The organism is Variovorax sp. WDL1 (assembly GCF_001541225.1).
Taxonomy (GTDB): Bacteria; Pseudomonadota; Gammaproteobacteria; order Burkholderiales; family Burkholderiaceae_C; genus Variovorax.
Genome location: NZ_LMTS01000173.1, coordinates 70,353 through 86,619, shown reverse-complemented (window position 1 = coordinate 86,619; position 16,267 = coordinate 70,353). Strand labels below are relative to the sequence as shown.

Below are 16,267 nucleotides of genomic sequence, written 5' to 3'. Positions count from 1 at the left end.
CTTTGATGCCCCGAACCATTCAAGCCGCCACGCTTCGCACCCAGGTTGCCGCCGTCATCGCCGGCACCGGCAGCACCCCTGCCGAGGCCGGGCAGGTCGCCGCCAACCTCGTGCTCGCCAACCTCAGCGGCCACGACTCCCACGGCGTCGGCATGGTGCCGCGCTATGTCGACGCCGCGGCCGAAGGCGGCCTCAAGCCCAATGCGTCCGTCAAGATCAACCTGGATACCGGCCCGATGCTCGCACTCGACGGCCAACGCGGCTACGGCCAGATCGTCGGCGTACAGGCGATGGAACTGGCCATCGAACGCGCGCGGCAGCACGGCACCTGCATCCTCTCGCTGGCCAACGCGCACCACCTGGGCCGCATCGGCCACTTCGCCGAAATGGCGACGGCGCAGGGCCTCGTCTCGCTGCACTTCGTCAACGTGCTCTCCCGGCCGGTGGTCGCGCCCTGGGGCGGCGGCGATGGGCGCTTCGGCACCAACCCGTGCTGCATCGGCATTCCGCTCAAGGAGGCCGAACCTTTCATCCTCGACTACGCGACCAGCCGGGTCGCCCAGGGCAAGATGCGCGTCGCCCACAACAAGGGCGAGCGAGTGCCGCCGGGCTACCTGATCGACGAGCACGGCGCCCCCACCGACGACCCGGGCGTCGTGGTGGTGCCGCAGGGCAACGGCCTGTTCGGCGCGCTCATGACCTTCGGCGAGTACAAGGGCTACGGCATGGCGGTCGCCTGCGAGCTGCTGGGCGGCGCACTCACGGGCAGCGGCACCTGGCATCGCCAGGCCGACACCGCGCGCACCGTGCTCAACGGCATGCTCGCCATCGTGATCGACCCGGCCAGGCTGGGTACGCAGGCCAGCTTCGAGCAGGAGGCGCGCGCCTTCGTCGAGTGGCTGCGGCAGAGTCCGCCGGGGCAGGGCTTCGACGGCGTGCAGATCGCCGGCGAGCCCGAGCGCAAGGCGCGCGCGGCGCGCGAGCGCGAGGGCATCTGGATCGACGACGCGACCTGGAGCGAGATCGTGGCCGCTGGCGCGAAGGTGGGCGTGGCGATCGGCTGACCGGCCGCGCGCCTGCCTACAGCAGCGCCATGAACTCGCCCAGGTTCAGCGGCTTCAGCAAGTGGTGGTCGAAGCCGGCCGCAGCGATGCGGTCCCGGTAGCCCTGCTGTCCCCAGCCCGTCAGCGCGATGAGCTTCAGCTCCGTGCCGCGTGGGCCGCCGCGCAGATGGCGCGCCAGCTCGCAGCCGTCCATGCCCGGCATGCCGATGTCGAGCACGGCGATATCGATCGCGTGCTCCCGGACCAGTTGCAGCGCCTCTTCGCCGCCGTAGGCGACCATCGCCGTTGCGCCCATGGTCGCCAGCAGCTCGGCGAGGCTGTCGGCCGCGTCCCGGTTGTCGTCGACGACCAGGATCGTGCCTTCGATGGAGGGCGCCCACCCATCCTGCGAGACCCGCGAGCGCCGCCCGGATACGGACGTGCTTTTCGCGAGCGGCAGACGCACCGTGAAGGTCGCGCCACGCCCCAGGCCCTCGCTCGTGGCCTCGATGCTGCCGCCTTGCCGCTCGACCAGGCTCTTCACCAGCGTGAGGCCGATGCCGAGCCCGCCCTGCGCATCGCGCGCCGTGCCGCTCACCTGGACGAACATCTCGAAAATCGACTTCAGCATGTCGGGCGCCAGGCCGGTTCCCGTGTCACTCACCGCCACGACGGCCTGCCGGCCCTCCTGACGCGCGGTCACCGTCACACGGCCTCCCGTCGGCGTGTACTTGGCGGCGTTGTTCAGCAGGTTCGAGAAGACCTGCGTGAGGCGTACCGAATCGCCCCGCACCACCAGCGGGTCGGCCCCGAGTTCGAGCGTGAGTGAATGCCCGGCGCGATCGAACAGCGGCCGGCTCAGCTCGATCGCGTCCTCGATCACCGCGTCGAGCAGCACAGGGCACAGGTGCAGCTCGATCTTGCCGCGCGTGATGCGCGAGACCTCCATCAGGTCGTTCACCAGGCGCACCATGTGCTCGACCTGGCGGCTCATGAGCTCGTAGTACTTCACCGCCTCGTCAGGTGGCGGCTTCTTGCGCGACAGCAGCGACAGAGCCGTGCCCAGCGGCGCCAGCGGGTTGCGCAGCTCGTGGGCCAGCGTGGCGAGGAATTCGGTCTTGCGCTGGTCGGCATCGCGCAGCCCTTCGAGCAGGCTGCGCAGCTCGTACTGCCGGCGGCGCGCACGCAGCGCGGTCCGCACGGCGCTCACCAGCGAGGCCACGCGCATCGGCCGCTCGATCACCGTGACGTTGGCGAACTCGTCCATCGCGTTGGCAATGGCACGTGAATCCGCCCCCTGGCGTGCCAGCACCAGCACCGGCACGTCGGACCAGGGCGGCTGTGCGCCCAGCGCGCCCGTGAGCTCGACCAGGGCCGGCCCGGCGAGCACCTCCTCGGCCAGCATGATGGTGCCGGCGCCGAGCTCCAGCTCCCGCACCAGCGAACCCATGTCCTCGCACACGTGGGAGACGAAATGCGCGCGGTCCAGCACCGCGCTTGCCATTGCGGCGTCCTTCGAGGTAGCCGTCCGCAGCAGGATGCGCTCGTCGAGATCGGAAGGAACAACGCTCACGATGGCGTCCGGACTCCATCGATGGGGATCGGGATGCCCGTGAGGATGCCCCTGAAGTTGCGCAGCGGCTGCCCGACATGGATGCCCTGTGCATCCAGCGAGAACGAGCGGATGCTGCGCTCGTGCGCGCCGCCGCGCTTCTTGAGCACCGAGATCGCCTGCCTCACCTCGCCCTCGTCCTCGAAATAGCGCAGCAGCACCACCGAATCAGCCAGGTAGCTTGCGTCCACCGGTGTCTGCATCTGCATGCCGATCAGGCCATGCTGCGCGCCGATCAGCATGGTGGCCACGCCGTGCTGCCCGAGGTAGGTCAGCAACTCGTGCAGCTGGACGATCAGGAAACGCTCGTCGGGCATGGCGTTGAGATAGCCGTTCAGGCTGTCGATCACCACCACCGTCGCCTTGTGCTGCTCGACGGCATCTCGGATCTCATGGACGAACTCGCCCGGCGACAGTTCCGCGGGGTCGACCTGCCGCACGCGGATGTGTCCTGACTCGAGGAAGGGCCCGAGGTCCATGCCCAGGCCCTCGCAGCGCGAGCGCAGGGTGTTGATGCTCTCGTCGAAGATGAAGAGCGCCGCGCATTCCCCGCGCTTGGCCGCAGTGACCGCGAACTGGACCGCCACGCTCGACTTGCCCGTGCCCGGCGCACCCACGAAGAGGGTGCTGGTCCCCCTCTCGACGCCGCCGCCGAGCAGGTCGTCCAGCGCGGGGATCCCGCTGGCCATGCGCGTCTGCTGCACCGGCAGCGAGTGCTCCGAGGCCACCAGCCGCGGAAACACCTGCAGCCCGCCGCGGGCGATCTTGTAGTCGTGGTAGCCGCCGCGGTACTCCTTGCCCCGGTACTTGGTGACCACCAGCCGCCGGCGCGATGCGCCGTAGTCGGGGTTGAACTGCTCCAGCCGGATCACCGCATGCGCGATGCTTTGCACCTGCAGGTCCTGGTCGGTGGCCGTCAGGTCGTCGAGCAGCAGCACCGCGCATTGCCGGCCGGTGAAGAACTGCTTGAGCGCCAGGATCTGCCGGCGGTAACGCAGCGACCCACCCGCCAGCAGGCGCAGCTCGGAGAGCGAGTCGAACACCACCCGGCTGGGCTTGATCTTCTCGACGTCCGCCAGGATCCTGAGCGTGGTCTCGCCGAGCTCCACCTCCGAGGGGTGGAACATCGTGTACTGGTCGTCAGGCTCCAGTGCGTCCTGCGCCGGCAGCATCTCCCGGACCTCGATGCCCGCCAGGTCCCAGCCGTGCGAGCTTGCCACGCCCTGCAGTTCCTGTGCCGTTTCAGAGAGGGTGACGTACAGCACCGCCTCGCCGTTGGCCACGCCCTCGCGCAGGAACTGGATCGCCACCGTCGTCTTGCCCGCGCCCGGCGCACCCTCCAGCAGGTACAGCCGGTGGGCGGTGAGCCCGCCGCCCAGCACGTCGTCGAGGCCGGGGGCGCCCATCTTCAGCAGTCCGGGATCGTGCTCTTGGTGATTGCCGCCCGGGGACGGTTGGGTGCGCGCGCTCATTTCCAACTCCGAGAGGGTGTTGCAAGAATGGATCGAAGAGGCGTCGAATTTAAGGCCTGGCGTTCGGCCGCCTTGTAGGGGCTCATCCCAAACCTTCTGTCCGCCTGCGCCCTGCGCTGGCTCGCTTTCTCGTCTTTCCGGAGGATGACGGCCGGGCTCCCTGCGCGCCCAATCGGCTCACGCGGCCGAGGGTTCGGCCGTCAGGGAGTACTCACATGAAATCACCTCTTTCCGGGCCTGCGTTCGCCCTGGGCTGCGTACTGATCGCCGCCTGCAACGCACAACCGGGCATCCTCTACACGACCAAGGGCGCCGAGTTCGACGTGATGAGCCTCACGGACGCCCAGGGCGACTGCGAGGGCCTCGCCCGCGTCGCCTACCTCACCTGGTGGGGCACCGAGACCCTGAAGGGCTGCTGGGTACGGGAGCGCGGCGAGATCGTCGGGCGATTCCCCGGGGTGGAGGACAAGCGGCTGCCGGTGGGCGAATTCCAGCGCACGGAGCTGGCGGAGTACCGAGGAGCCACGCTGAACTGAGGCAGCGCCCCAGGGGCCGCGCCCCCCCATTGCATGCGGTGGCGCTTGGGCTGACACTCGCCCGCATCGGATTGCGTCACGATGCGCAAATGCCTGCAGAAAACCGCCATGCCGAGCAACACCCCTCCCGGAAAGAGTCCGCGGGGGTCCGCGTAGCCCGACCGATGCTTCTTCACCGGGCGTTTGCAGCGCGCCTGGGCGCGCGCCGCTTCGATGTCCTGCGCACGCTGGTCGTGCCGCTCGTAGCTGGCTTGGGCGTCGTGCTGTCGCTGTTGCTGTTCTCGCTGCTGGCCAGCGAAGTCCTCGAGGGCGACACGCACAGCCTCGACATGCAGCTCCTCGAGGCCGCCGAGCGCTTCAGGACGGCGCACCCGCGTTTCGGCGTGGTCATGCGCGACCTGAGCGGCCTGGGCAGCGCCGTGGTGTTGAGCTTCCTGGTTGTCGCCACCGTGATCTACCTGGCGCTGCTGTCGGCGCGCACCTCCGCCGTCCTGGTGGCCGCTTCCACCGCGGCCGGTGCGGTGCTGATCCACCTGCTGCTCAAGCCCGCCTTCGGGCGCCTGCGGCCCGACCTTGCCTTCGCCGACCACGCGGCCTGGGGCATGAGCTTTCCGAGCGGGCATGCGAGCATGTCGGCGATCGTGTTCCTCACGCTCGGCGCGCTGCTGGCGAACACGCGCAGCCGCTGGGTGGAGCGCGTGTTCATCCTGGCGATGGCGGCGGTGGCGACCTTTCTGGTGGGCGTGAGCCGCGTGGCGCTGGGGGTGCATTGGGGGACCGATGTGCTGGCCGGATGGGCGCTGGGGGCAGCATGGGCCGCCGGGTGGCTGCTGGTGGCGCATCGGGTGCTCCGGGCGGAGAGGACCGATAGGGCGGCTAGCGGCGGTAGGCGGCGGTAGACGGCGAAACCTCGGGCAGGGGTGCTGCATCGACAATGGGCCAAGGAGGAAAAGCAATGCAAAGAGTCGCAATCATCGGTTCCGGGCCGGGCGGGTTGGTCGCCGCGCGCTACCTTCGATCGGAAGGCTTCGCGCCCGTGCTGTTCGAGCAGGCGAAGGTGGCGGGTGGCCAATGGAGCGGCGACGCCAGTTGCAGCGGCGTATGGCCGTCCATGCGCACGAACACCAGCCGCGTGCTCACCCAGTTCAGCGACCTGCCGCACGCGCCGGGGCTGCCCATCTACCCGTCCAACCGCGAGATCGGCGACTACCTTCAGCGCTATGCGGCCAGGTTCGACCTGCCGGCGCGCACTCGTCTGGGCACGCCCGTGCGCGAGATCCGGGCCGCACCGGGCGGATGGGCGGTGCGGCACGGCGCCGAGGAGGAAGTCTTCGAGAAAGTCGTGGTCGCCAGCGGCCGGTTCCAGCACGCGTGCGTCCCCCAGGTAGCGGGGCTGGAGTCGTTCTCGGGCGACGCCGGCGTGGCGCATACCAGCGCATACAAGGACCCGGAGCGCTACCGGGGAAAGCGCGTTCTCGTGGCCGGCTGTGCGATCAGCGCCCTCGAGATCGCCAGCGACCTCTGCATGCTCGGTGCGTCCCGCGTCGTCGTGTGCAACCGGCGCCAGCGCTATGTGCTTCCGAAACTGATGGCCGGAGTCCCGTCGGACCATCGCGTGTTCTCGCGCTACCAGGCGCTGGCAGAGGAGTCGCTGCCGTCCGCGGAGTTCGGTGCGATGCTGAAGCAACTGGTGCTGGACGCGGTGGGCAGCCCGGACCAGTACGGCGCACCGAGACCCGCAGAGAGCATCTTCGACGCTGGCCTGACGCTCAGCCAGCACTACCTTCCCCTGATCGCCGAGGGCCGTATCGAAGTGCGCCCATGGTTCGATCGTGTCGACGGCACGCAAGTCACGTTCGGCGACGGGCGAACGGAGGCGTTCGACGGCATCCTCTTCGGCACCGGCTTCGAACTGAACCTGCCCTTCCTGAGCGAGCCGATCCGCCGCACGCTCAACCTGGCTGCGCAGCGCATCGATCTCTACAAGCACACCTTCCACCCGGAGCTGCCGGGGCTTGCGTTCGTGGGGATGTGGGATCAGTCCGGGCCGCTGTTCCCGCCGCTCGAATTGCAGGCGCGGTGGCTGGCTTACGTATGGAGCGGTGCCGTCGCATCTCCGACGCCCGAAGAGATGCAACCGGACCTCGCCGCATGCCGGGCCCATGGCGACAAGCCGCGGAAGACGAAGATGAACCTGATGGCGTTGCTGTTCGCGCGCGCCGCCGGCGTGGAGCCCGACCTGGAACGCTGGCCTGGGCTGCAGCGCGCCCTGCTGTTCGGCCCGCTCGCGCCGATTTCGTTTCGGCTGCAAGGCCGGGATGCGCTGCCGGACGCGGCGAGCCGGTTCGCCAGCGAGGCGATGGCGTTCGGGGGCATGCAGTCCCCTGAGTTCTGCGCTGCGGAGTTGCGGAAGCTGGAACGACTGGGGCCGGTGACCCTTCCACGGAACGAAAGCTCGATGACGGCATCGAGCCCATGACGCTCGATCAGCCGGACGGTTCGCAGGCGGTAATGATGATGATCACCGCGGGGTTCTCCCAGCGAAGACCATTTGGCTACAGGACAGGCCAACTTCAAGGCAAGCTCACCGAGATCGAAGACGATGCCTTTCCGTCCCCGCTAACCAGCGAGGGTCATTGCTTGGGCCTTGTCATGCAAGGACGCGCCGCCTTTTGCGTAGGCGGCTTTGCGCGGGAAATTGGCATCCGCCAAGTTCGCGTGGACGTACTCTGGTATGCCAGAGACCATAGTACGTGTTTGAGTTTGCAGCTGACAAGCTCAACCGCAGGAAAGACATGGGCAACGGACTTGCGCCGCACGCATGGTTGTGACTCAGAGAAGTAGTGCTGCTCTCTTTGCGGCACGCGCGTCAGTTGGGCTACGGACTGCCCAAGCCATCCACTTGACGCGCACGCCTCCTGCCTCTTATCTGGAAGGAGAGTCCGGGCCCAACGGATGCCACTCGGCTTGCTCGCCGACAGGCGAAGCAGTCTGGCGCCAGCGATAGCCGCAATGCGTGCACCGGCAAATGCGGGCGTGGCGGTCAACATCTGGCGACGGGGTTGCCGGGAAGTGTCCGAGTGCTGGTGTGCCGCAACAACTCCAGACCAGCGACATGTCCTGTTCCAATGCCATGCCAAGCCAGCGAAGCACGCGCGGGATCGTCCGGCGTCGAGCAATGCTGACCACCATGCCCCTTCGCAGCGCCGCCGTCATGCCCGGTCCAGGCCCACCTGGCAGCCGGCCATCAGCTCGATGGCGCGAACCAGCGCCGAATGGTCCCAGCGAGCCCCGCCCTGTGCGACGCAGCTTCCAAACATCTGCTGTGCCGTGGCCGTGTTCGGCAAGGCCATTCCAAGGAGGCGCGCGCTCTCCAGCGCGAGGTTCAGGTCCTTCTGATGAAGTGAGATGCGGAAGCCAGGTTCGAAATGCCGGCCGGTCATGCGTTCACCATGCACCTCCAGCACCTTGGAGGTTGCGAAGCCGCCCATCAACGCCCGACGCACGCGTTCCGGGTCCGCGCCGGCGCGGGCCGCAAAGACCAAGGCCTCCGCAACGGCCTGGATGTTCAACGCGACGATGATCTGGTTCGCGACCTTGGCAGTCTGCCCGTCGCCGTGATCGCCCACGTGCGAGATGTTCTTGCCCATCAGCGCGAACAACGGATGCGCTGCTTCGAAGACCTCTGCGGGACCGCCCACCATGATGGACAGTGTTCCTTGCTGGGCGCCGACCTCGCCGCCCGAGACCGGAGCGTCGAGGTAGTGGCAGCCCAGCTTGCCGATGCGGCGCGCAATCGTCTTGGTAACGATGGGCGAGATGGAGCTCATGTCGATCACGGTCTTGCCAGCCGAAAGGCCGGCCGCCGCGCCTTGCTCCCCGAACAGCACGGCTTCGACGTCAGGGGTGTCGGGCACCATCACGATGATCGTGTCAGCGCGCTGGGCGACTTCGCGTGCGTGGGCACAGACAAACGCAGAAGCTGCAATGTCCGCAGGCACGTCCCCATGCGTGAAGACCGAAAGAGACAGGCCTCCCTTGAGCAGGTTGCGGACCATCGGCCGCCCCATGACACCGAGCCCGATGAAGCCGATGGATGGCATTTTGACTGGCATGCGATCTCCGATCAGTCGAGTTGAATGCTGGCGCTTTTCACCACGGCGGCCCACTTGTCGATGTCCGCACGGATGTAGCTGGCAAATTCCGTTGGGCTGTTCGCGGTGGTCCTGGCGCCCTGTCGATCGAACAAGGCCCGGGTTTCCGGCTCATTCAGCGCGGCCCTGATGGCGGAGTTGAGTCGCTCGACGACCGCCGGTGGCGTTCCCGCGGGCGCAAGCACGCCGAACCATCCGATCACCTCGAAGTCGGCCAGCCCCGCCTCGGCTGCTGTCGGGACCTTCGGCAGGATGGGTAGACGATCCTTGCCGGTTTGTGCCAGCGCCTTGAGTTTGCCTCCCTGGATGGGCCCGATAACCGCAGGTACGCTGTCAATTTGCACATTCAGTCGTTGTGCCATCAGGTCGACGAGCGCGGGGCCGCTTCCCTTGTAGGGAATGTGCCTCATCTCCACCGCGGCGCGGGTTGCGAACAGTTGCCCCGCCAAGTGAGTTGGCGTTCCCACGCCGCCGCTTCCGTACGCAAGGGGCTGCTTTGCGGCCTTGGCCTGCCGGATCAGATCCGCGACGGAATCGACGGGGGAAGCGGCCGATACGACGATGACGTGAGGCGCTTCAACGACGAGGCTCACAGGGGCGAAGCTCTTGACCGGGTCGAAGGGGAGCGACTTGTAGAGCGTTGGATTGATGGCGAGATTGGCCGAGGAGCCGAGCAGCAATGTGTAGCCGTCCGGCGCTGCGCGGGCTGCGGCATCCGCACCGATGTTTCCTCCGGCCCCTCCCCGATTTTCGATCACGATGGGCTGGCCCAGTTGCTCGCCCAACGGCTTCGACAGGATGCGTGCGACTGCGTCGGCGGCCCCGCCCGGGGCAAACGGGACCAGCAGCCGGATCGGCTTGCTGGGGTACGCGTCCTGTGCGGAGGCGTGGGCAACGAGGCAGCTGAGGCCTAGAAGCAGGGTGATCCAGTACCGTCTTGTCATGGTCGTCTCCATTTATGTTGCCTGGGTGAGGCGAGGTCGCCGAAGGGTCAGTCCGGCGCCGCGAAGTCGTAGAGCCGCGCGGGATTGGCGGCAAGAATGGCTTGGCGTGCATTCGCATCAGGGACCCAACTGTTGAACAGGTCGAGCAGGTCGCCGTCGTCGGGCATATGCGCTTGCAGGTGGGGATGAGGCCAGTTGGTGCCCCAGACCAGACGATCGGTGCGTGTCGCCAGCAGCGCATCGAAGACAGGGCGCGCACAGGGGTACTCGATCGGATTGGGGTATATCCGGTCGGCTCCCGAAAGCTTGACCCATGCCTGTCCAGAGGCAACCAGCGCCAGCATCTGCTGAAAACCGGGCGAATCGACGTCCTCGGCAGACTTGGGACAACCCATGTGGTCGAACACCAACGGCACCGGTGGCCAGTCGCAAAGTTGCGCCATCACGTTGGGCAGGTCGGAGGCGACGTCGATCCAAAGTTCTACGTGCCAGCCGATCTCCAGCAAGGCTGGCAACAACGGCCGCACACTCTCCAGGGTCGTCCCACCCGCATAGCGAAGCCGGCCCTGGTGAAGGTAGTGATTCACGCGCACGCCACGCGCTCCCGCGCGATTCAACGCATGCAGTTGCTCGACGGATGTCTGCGGCGCAAGTGCGACCACGGCTCGCAAGCGGTCGGGCGCGCGCGCCACGGCCTCCAGCAGAACGCGATTGTCGGTGCCGTAGGGACTGGGCTGGACCAGCACGCCACGCTCGAGGCCGAGCGTCCCTGCGCAGGCCAACCAGTCGTCCAGAGCAGCGATGGCGGGGGTGAAGCCACGATCCGGTGCCAGGTTGTCGCGGCCTTCTGCCGGGAAGACATGGAAATGGCAGTCACACGCACCTCGCGGCGAGGCAACCCTCGGCGTCTTGACAGTGCGGGATGCGGGCAGAAAGCTTTCCATTGCGATTCTCCGGATCCGGCCTATCGGGCCATGTGTTCGAACTTGTCGAAGTACCAGTAGCCGAAGCGCGAAAGGCCGCGCCGCGACAGCTCCACGTACAGCAGTTCATGCGGATAGATGTTGCCGACGTTGACTTCCGGACCGAAGGTCTTGAAAGTCCAATCGTGGTAGTCGGGCCAGCCAAAGGGGCCCGGTTCGATCAGCACCTTCTCCAGGCCGACACGCCGGACGAGGTCCACCACCGGGGAGGGATCCTTGCCCGCCCCTTTGTAGTGGTCGAGTTCGGAGCGTTCGAGGACCACGTGGGCGACTCCCATGCCCAGGTCCCGCATCATCGTGTCGTAGGCCTCGGCGAGGTCGAGGGGAGCCTCGGGATTCTTCTTGCCGAGTTCGGTATCCACGAACAATCCGAGGTCGAGCGCCATCTTGATGTGGTCGTCGCGTTCCTGGTCCGTCGATGCGCGGTAGCTCATCGCGTCCTCGGCTATTTCGACGCCGTCGAATCCCGAGTCGCGGACCCACTTCATGAACTGCGGCACCTTGCCCTGCACCAGCGCTACCTGGTAAGGCACGCCGCCGGGGAAGGTCTTGATGCCCTTGGCGCGGTACATGCCGAGCTTTTCCTGCAGCCAGCCGCTCGGAAGGGCGCCACCGAAGGCGAGCCCGATGTGAATGAGCTTGGCATAGTCGATGCACTCCGATGCGGTTTCCAGCAGCGCGGCCTGCTCCGCCAGGGGCATGAACATGTCGTAAAGGCCGGTTTCGCCGCCGCGACGCGGCTTGGGGCGAGAGGGTAGTTCGAGGAAGCTCATCTGGTTTTCCATGGCGTCGTCCTTTGGCGGTTGTAGGATGTGGCAAATTCGCACTCACAGTGAATTCAAATTGAATGCAATATGAATGCACCAACGAAATCTAGCAGCTTGCCCCCTACCGCGCAAGACAGGGCTTACTCCTCGATCAAGGAGGCGGTGATCAATCTCGACTACAGGGCCGGCGAGTCTTTGAGGGCGCAGGAGATCGCTGCACGCCTGGGCCTGAGCCGCACGCCGGTGCGCGAGGCCCTCGGGCGCTTGCAGCAAGAAGGCTTAGTGCGGCACGACTCCGGCTGGGGCTACGTCGTCCGAGCCATGACCCAGAAAGAGATCAACGATCTTTTCAATCTGCGCGAGATCCTGGAGGTTTCAGCAGCGGTCGAGGCCATGACCTTCCTGGACGAGGCCGGAATCGAGAAACTGGCGGGCTTTCTCAAGTCGGCACGGCGCGAGCTGCAGCGCGGCCAGTTGGCGAAGACTCGGGCGTTCAACAGCGACTTTCGCTTGGCGCTCGCCAGCGCCAGTCGAAACACGCTGCTGTCGCAGATCCTGTTGACGATCAACGACCGGGTACGCTGGCTTGGGTCCATGCAGATCCAGTCGCGGCCAGGGCGGGTGCAGGAAAGCCTGGAAGAAAACGAGGAGATTCTCGAGGCGCTTAAGAGCCGCGATGCCGCCTTGGTGAAGAACGCCGTCCTGAACCACGTGAGGCGTGCGCGGGAAAGCGTCATGACTAACGTTGCACCCTTCCTGTAGAGAGAAAGTGCTGGTCCGGACCGGTGCGAGCCATGCCGTCGAACACGCCCCGTCGACTGGCTGGCAGGCCTCAGCCCCGCAGCGCCGCCTCTATCGCAGCCACATCGATCTTGCGCATCGTCATCATCGCGTCGAAGGCGCGCTTGGACGCTGCGCGATCGGGGTTGACCAGCGCCTCGGTGAGGACGCGCGGGGTGATCTGCCATGACAGCCCCCACCGGTCCTTGCACCAGCCGCATTCGCTCTCCTGGCCGCCATTGCCGACGATTGCGTTCCACAAGCGGTCGGTCTCGGCCTGATCGTCGGTCGCGATCTGGAAGGAGAATGCCTCGCTGTGCTTGAAGTGCGGGCCGCCGTTCAGCCCGATGCAGGGGATGCCGGCAACGGTGAACTCGACCACCAGGATCTCGCCCTGCTTGCCGTCGGGATAGTTGCCCGGTGCGCGGATGATGGCGCCTACTGCGCTGTCCGGGAAGGTTTCGGCGTAGAAGGTTGCGGCGTCGAGGGCCGTGCCGTCGTACCACAGACAGACCGTGTTCTTGCTGGTCATTCGCGTCTCCTGAAGAGTTGAGCGCACATTCTCGCGGCACGCGCGGGCCGCGCAAGGCGACGGCCCGCGCGTTGCGCTGGTGGTAAGTTTGCCCCGGTAATCCGCATCAACCGCCACGCCCCGTCGCAAGGAAAGTGATGATCCGTGCCTCGACCCGTGACTGCCGGGTGAACCCCGTGCTCCCGCTGCAGCAGACCACACTGCTGTCCCCTGCCTCGGGCACGGCCTGCGTCGCGCCCGACTTGCTGGCGCGCCTCCAGCCGGCCACGCTGGCAGCCGTCCTGGCGCTCGGGCGCCGGCGCGACTATCGCGTTGGCGACCTTCTATTCCGGCAAGGCGGCACGCACGACGGCATCTACCTCATCGAAGCCGGGGTGGTGAAGTCCTACTACGTCTCTGAGGATGGCCGCGAACTCACCCTGGGCTACTGGACCCAGGGCCACTACGTCGGCGCCCCACAGATATTCGGCGGGGGCCAGCACGCCTGGACCTCGGTTGCGGTGGCGCAGACCCAGTGCCTGGAGTTGCCCGGCCCCGAACTGCGCGAGCTTAGCAGCCGGTATGCCGATCTGGCGCTGGGACTGATCGACGCCCTGGTTCACAAGATGCAGTGCTATTGCGCACTCCTGCAGTTGCTGGCCACGCACTCGATGCGAGTCCGGCTGGCAAGGCTGCTCGCGATGCTCGCGGAACGCGAGAACGGGACCGTGCGTGGACTGAGCCACGGCGAGCTTGCCGGCATGATCGGTTCGACCCGCCAATGGGTGTCGCTGACCCTGGCCCGTTTCCAGGACGAGGGCCTCATTGCGCGCTCGCCGGACGGCGGCTATCGCGTGCTGGATCCAATTGCGTTGAGTGCCGTGCAATGAGCGGCAGCAGGCAATTAGTTGCTGGTGAGGAAGAGCCAGGCTGAGCACACTCCATCTCGAACCGGCCTCGATGGCCGGGTGACACCAGGAGATTGCCATGTTCCCCACCCGGTTTCGGGCCGCTTCCGCATGGGCCGCAGCGTTCTTCGCTGGACTCGCCTGCCTCGCCTCGCCTCTGTCCCAGGCACAGGATTTCCCGTCTCGCCCGATCACACTGATCGTGCCCTACCCACCTGGCAGCGCCACCGACTTCGTCGCGCGGCTATTCCAGCCCAGGCTGGCCGACGCCCTCAAGCAACCGGTGGTCGTTGAAAACCGTGGCGGCGCTTCCACCAACATCGGCACCGAATACGTATCGCGAGCCGCTCCGGACGGCTACACGGTGCTTGTCCAAGTGCCCAACATCGTCACCAACGAGTTCGTCTTCAACGGCATGCGCTGGAAGCGGGATGATTTCTCGCCCGTGGGCACATTGGTGCGCTGGTCCAATGTCATCGTTGCCGGGCCGAGCGCGCCTTTCAAGGATCTCAAGCAGTTGCTCGCCAGCACCGACTCGGCCTCGCTGAACTACGGGTCACCGGGTCCCGGTTCACTATCCAACCTGGCCGTCGAAATGCTCAAGGGCCGCACCGGGCTCGCCATGCAGCACGTGACCTACACGGGCACGGCACCGATGATCAACAGCCTGCTTGGCGGCAATATCCAGTACGGGGCAACGAATCCCGCGAACTTCATGTCGTTCGTCCGCGATCCCAAGCACAAGGTGACGCCGCTGGTCGTACTGGGAACGCAGCGGGATTCGACCATCCCGGACGTACCGACGCTCGCGGATTTCGGGATCAGCGGCATTGAATCCTACGGCTGGGCCGGGCTGTTGGTCCCGGCCAAGACGCCGTCGGCCGTGGTTGCACGCCTCAACGCCGAGTTCATGAAGGTCTTGCGCTCACCCGACATCGCCGAGAAGCTCAAGGCCAACTACCTGGAGCCGTTTCCCAGCACACCGGACGAATTCGGGCGCTTCCTGGCGGCGGAGCACCGCAAATGGGGCGAGGCCATCAAGGCCGCAGGCATCAAGCCGGAGTAACGGCGACGCCCTCCCCACGCACGACTTCCGGCCGCAGCGCCGTCCGATCGGAAACACCATGAAGACATACATCGAAAACGGAACAGTCATCGCCTGGCAAGACGGCGCCCACCGGGTCATGGAGCGCGGTGTTGTCGTAGTCATCGAAGGTGATTCGATCGTCGCGGTCGGCGTTGACGTTCCCCCGCCCGGGGATGGAGACACCCGAATCGACGCCAGCGGTCGCATCGTGATGCCCGGCTTCGTGAACACGCATCTGCACGTGACGGATACGCTCTACACGAAGGGCTATCTCGAGGAGGCCAGCAACCTGAGTAGCCAGGCGAGGGAAACGAACTACGGGGCCCTCTACAAGACGCTACCGGCGGTGCGGCACGCGATCGATCCCGAAGCCCAGGTGATTGCCGCCGAATGCGCATTTGCCGAGCTTGCACGAACCGGCTCCACGACCGTCGTGGAACTCGGCTACGACTATGAGGTGGGTGGTGACGGCGACATCTCGATCACCGAACGGGTCGCGCAGGTGGCCATGGCCACGGGGCTACGCTGCTATTCGGGTCCTCGGTACAGGGCGATGCACTATGGACACGCGCCGGGAGGCAAGGTGTGGTACGAGAAGTACTCCGATGAAGGGCGCCGCCGCTTCCGCGATTGCGTCGATTACTGCATTGGCTGGGACAGCAGGTACGAGGGACGGCTGCGTACCATGCTGGCTCCCGGGCAGATCGACACCTGCGACCCGGAGATGCTGCGGGAGACCCGCCGGGTCGCGAACGCGCACAAGCTGCCTGTTCAGGTCCACGCCGGACAGTCTCCCAACGAGTATGAGCGGATCCAATCGGAATACGGCATGAGCACGGTCGAGTACATGCTCGACACGGGGCTGCTGGGGCCGGACTGCCTGATCGGCCATGGCCAGATCATGACCCGCGATGGCGACATGGCGTCGCTGAAGCCCTCCGAGGTGGCTGCGCTGCGCGACTCGCGGACCACCGTGGTGCATTTGCCATGGGTGAAGGCCCGGCGCGGCGGCGTCATCAATTCCATCCGCAAGTATCGGCAACTGGGGATTCGGCAATCGCTTGGCACCGATACCTATCCCTTCGACATGTTCAACGACATGCGCATGGCAGCCACCGTGTGCCGCATCGTCGAGCACTCGGTGGACGGCGCCTCTTCGGCCGATGTCTTTACCATGGCCACGGCTGGCGGGGCCGACGCGCTGGGGCGTCCAGACCTCGGTCGGCTCGCGGCGGGCTGCAAGGCAGATCTCGTCCTGGTGCGTGCGGACACCTTCAAGGCGGCGCCCAGCTACGACCCTTTCAAGTTTCTAGTGCTTTGCGCCACCGGCGACGATGTGGACCGCGTCATCGTCGCCGGCCGCACGATTGTCGAGAACGGTCGTGTGCTCGCGGTCGACATGCCGGCAGCCGTGGCGCGGCTCAACGAAGCAGCCCGACGGGTGCGCTCGAACATCGTGGACTAGCGTCA

Annotated in this window: 16 protein-coding genes; 9 read left to right on the top strand and 7 right to left on the bottom strand. The window is 66.4% G+C overall.

Going from position 1 to position 16,267, the window contains the following annotated elements:
* Positions 1–5 precede the first annotated feature (5 nt).
* On the top strand, positions 6–1,064 hold the full coding sequence (locus tag APY03_RS24640; RefSeq protein ID WP_068681015.1) for a malate/lactate/ureidoglycolate dehydrogenase: 1,059 nt from the start codon (positions 6–8) through the stop codon (positions 1,062–1,064).
* A 16-nt stretch (positions 1,065–1,080) separates the two neighbouring features.
* Here the strand turns inward: APY03_RS24640 and APY03_RS24635 are convergent, their stop codons facing one another.
* A complete protein-coding gene (locus APY03_RS24635; protein WP_068681013.1) occupies positions 1,081–2,616 on the bottom strand; it encodes a hybrid sensor histidine kinase/response regulator in 1,536 nt (511 codons plus the stop codon).
* On the bottom strand, positions 2,613–4,127 hold the full coding sequence (locus APY03_RS24630) for an ATPase domain-containing protein (RefSeq protein ID WP_443082844.1): 1,515 nt from the start codon (positions 4,125–4,127) through the stop codon (positions 2,613–2,615). The genes APY03_RS24635 and APY03_RS24630 overlap by 4 nt, the downstream gene beginning before the upstream one ends.
* A 215-nt stretch (positions 4,128–4,342) precedes the next feature.
* Between APY03_RS24630 and APY03_RS24625 the strand changes: the two genes are divergently transcribed.
* The 4 genes from APY03_RS24625 to APY03_RS24610 all read left to right on the top strand — a co-directional run bounded on the left by APY03_RS24625 (position 4,343) and on the right by APY03_RS24610 (position 7,507).
* Positions 4,343–4,663: a hypothetical protein gene (locus tag APY03_RS24625; protein WP_068681010.1), complete on the top strand. Its 321-nt coding sequence runs from the start codon at positions 4,343–4,345 to the stop codon at positions 4,661–4,663.
* A gap of 164 nt (positions 4,664–4,827) precedes the next feature.
* Positions 4,828–5,562 (top strand): phosphatase PAP2 family protein, encoded by a 735-nt coding sequence (locus tag APY03_RS24620; RefSeq protein WP_068681008.1) that lies wholly within the window; start codon positions 4,828–4,830, stop codon positions 5,560–5,562.
* A 35-nt stretch (positions 5,563–5,597) separates the two neighbouring features.
* Complete coding sequence (locus APY03_RS24615) at positions 5,598–7,142, top strand: NAD(P)-binding domain-containing protein (RefSeq protein WP_068681006.1); 1,545 nt, start codon at positions 5,598–5,600, stop codon at positions 7,140–7,142.
* Complete coding sequence (locus APY03_RS24610; protein ID WP_068681003.1) at positions 7,139–7,507, top strand: hypothetical protein; 369 nt, start codon at positions 7,139–7,141, stop codon at positions 7,505–7,507. Before APY03_RS24615 ends, APY03_RS24610 begins: the two co-directional genes overlap by 4 nt.
* Before the next feature lie 368 nt (positions 7,508–7,875).
* Here APY03_RS24610 and APY03_RS24605 read toward each other — a convergent pair whose 3' ends face one another.
* From APY03_RS24605 to APY03_RS24590, 4 genes are read right to left on the bottom strand one after another with little or no spacing between them, the layout of a single operon-like run.
* The gene (locus tag APY03_RS24605; protein WP_068681001.1) at positions 7,876–8,766 is read right to left on the bottom strand and encodes a 2-hydroxy-3-oxopropionate reductase; all 891 of its coding nucleotides are present in this window, start codon (positions 8,764–8,766) and stop codon (positions 7,876–7,878) included.
* 23 nt (positions 8,767–8,789) lie between these two features.
* Positions 8,790–9,773 carry a Bug family tripartite tricarboxylate transporter substrate binding protein gene (locus APY03_RS24600; RefSeq protein ID WP_083944548.1) on the bottom strand — a complete coding sequence of 328 codons (984 nt, stop codon included), beginning with the start codon at positions 9,771–9,773 and terminating at the stop codon, positions 8,790–8,792.
* Positions 9,774–9,808: 35 nt separating this feature from the next.
* The gene (locus APY03_RS24595; RefSeq protein ID WP_068680999.1) at positions 9,809–10,705 is read right to left on the bottom strand and encodes an amidohydrolase family protein; all 897 of its coding nucleotides are present in this window, start codon (positions 10,703–10,705) and stop codon (positions 9,809–9,811) included.
* Positions 10,706–10,725: 20 nt separating this feature from the next.
* Complete coding sequence (locus tag APY03_RS24590; RefSeq protein ID WP_068680997.1) at positions 10,726–11,529, bottom strand: phosphosulfolactate synthase; 804 nt, start codon at positions 11,527–11,529, stop codon at positions 10,726–10,728.
* A gap of 69 nt (positions 11,530–11,598) precedes the next feature.
* Here APY03_RS24590 and APY03_RS24585 point away from each other — a divergent pair, with 69 nt between their 5' ends.
* Positions 11,599–12,273 (top strand): GntR family transcriptional regulator, encoded by a 675-nt coding sequence (locus tag APY03_RS24585; protein ID WP_083944547.1) that lies wholly within the window; start codon positions 11,599–11,601, stop codon positions 12,271–12,273.
* A gap of 70 nt (positions 12,274–12,343) precedes the next feature.
* On the opposite strand, the gene APY03_RS24580 is transcribed toward APY03_RS24585, so the two are convergent.
* Positions 12,344–12,823, bottom strand: a complete 480-nt coding sequence (locus tag APY03_RS24580; protein ID WP_068680993.1) for a VOC family protein — start codon at positions 12,821–12,823, stop codon at positions 12,344–12,346.
* A 137-nt stretch (positions 12,824–12,960) separates the two neighbouring features.
* Between APY03_RS24580 and APY03_RS24575 the strand changes: the two genes are divergently transcribed.
* From APY03_RS24575 to APY03_RS24565, 3 genes are all read left to right on the top strand, one after another.
* Positions 12,961–13,692, top strand: coding sequence for a Crp/Fnr family transcriptional regulator (locus APY03_RS24575; protein ID WP_068680992.1), 732 nt, complete (start codon positions 12,961–12,963; stop codon positions 13,690–13,692).
* Positions 13,693–13,789: 97 nt separating this feature from the next.
* Entirely contained in the window at positions 13,790–14,776 is a 987-nt protein-coding gene (locus tag APY03_RS24570; RefSeq protein ID WP_068680990.1) for a Bug family tripartite tricarboxylate transporter substrate binding protein, read from the top strand.
* Positions 14,777–14,834: 58 nt separating this feature from the next.
* Positions 14,835–16,262 (top strand): amidohydrolase family protein, encoded by a 1,428-nt coding sequence (locus APY03_RS24565; RefSeq protein ID WP_068680988.1) that lies wholly within the window; start codon positions 14,835–14,837, stop codon positions 16,260–16,262.
* The last annotated feature ends 5 nt before the right edge of the window (positions 16,263–16,267 follow it).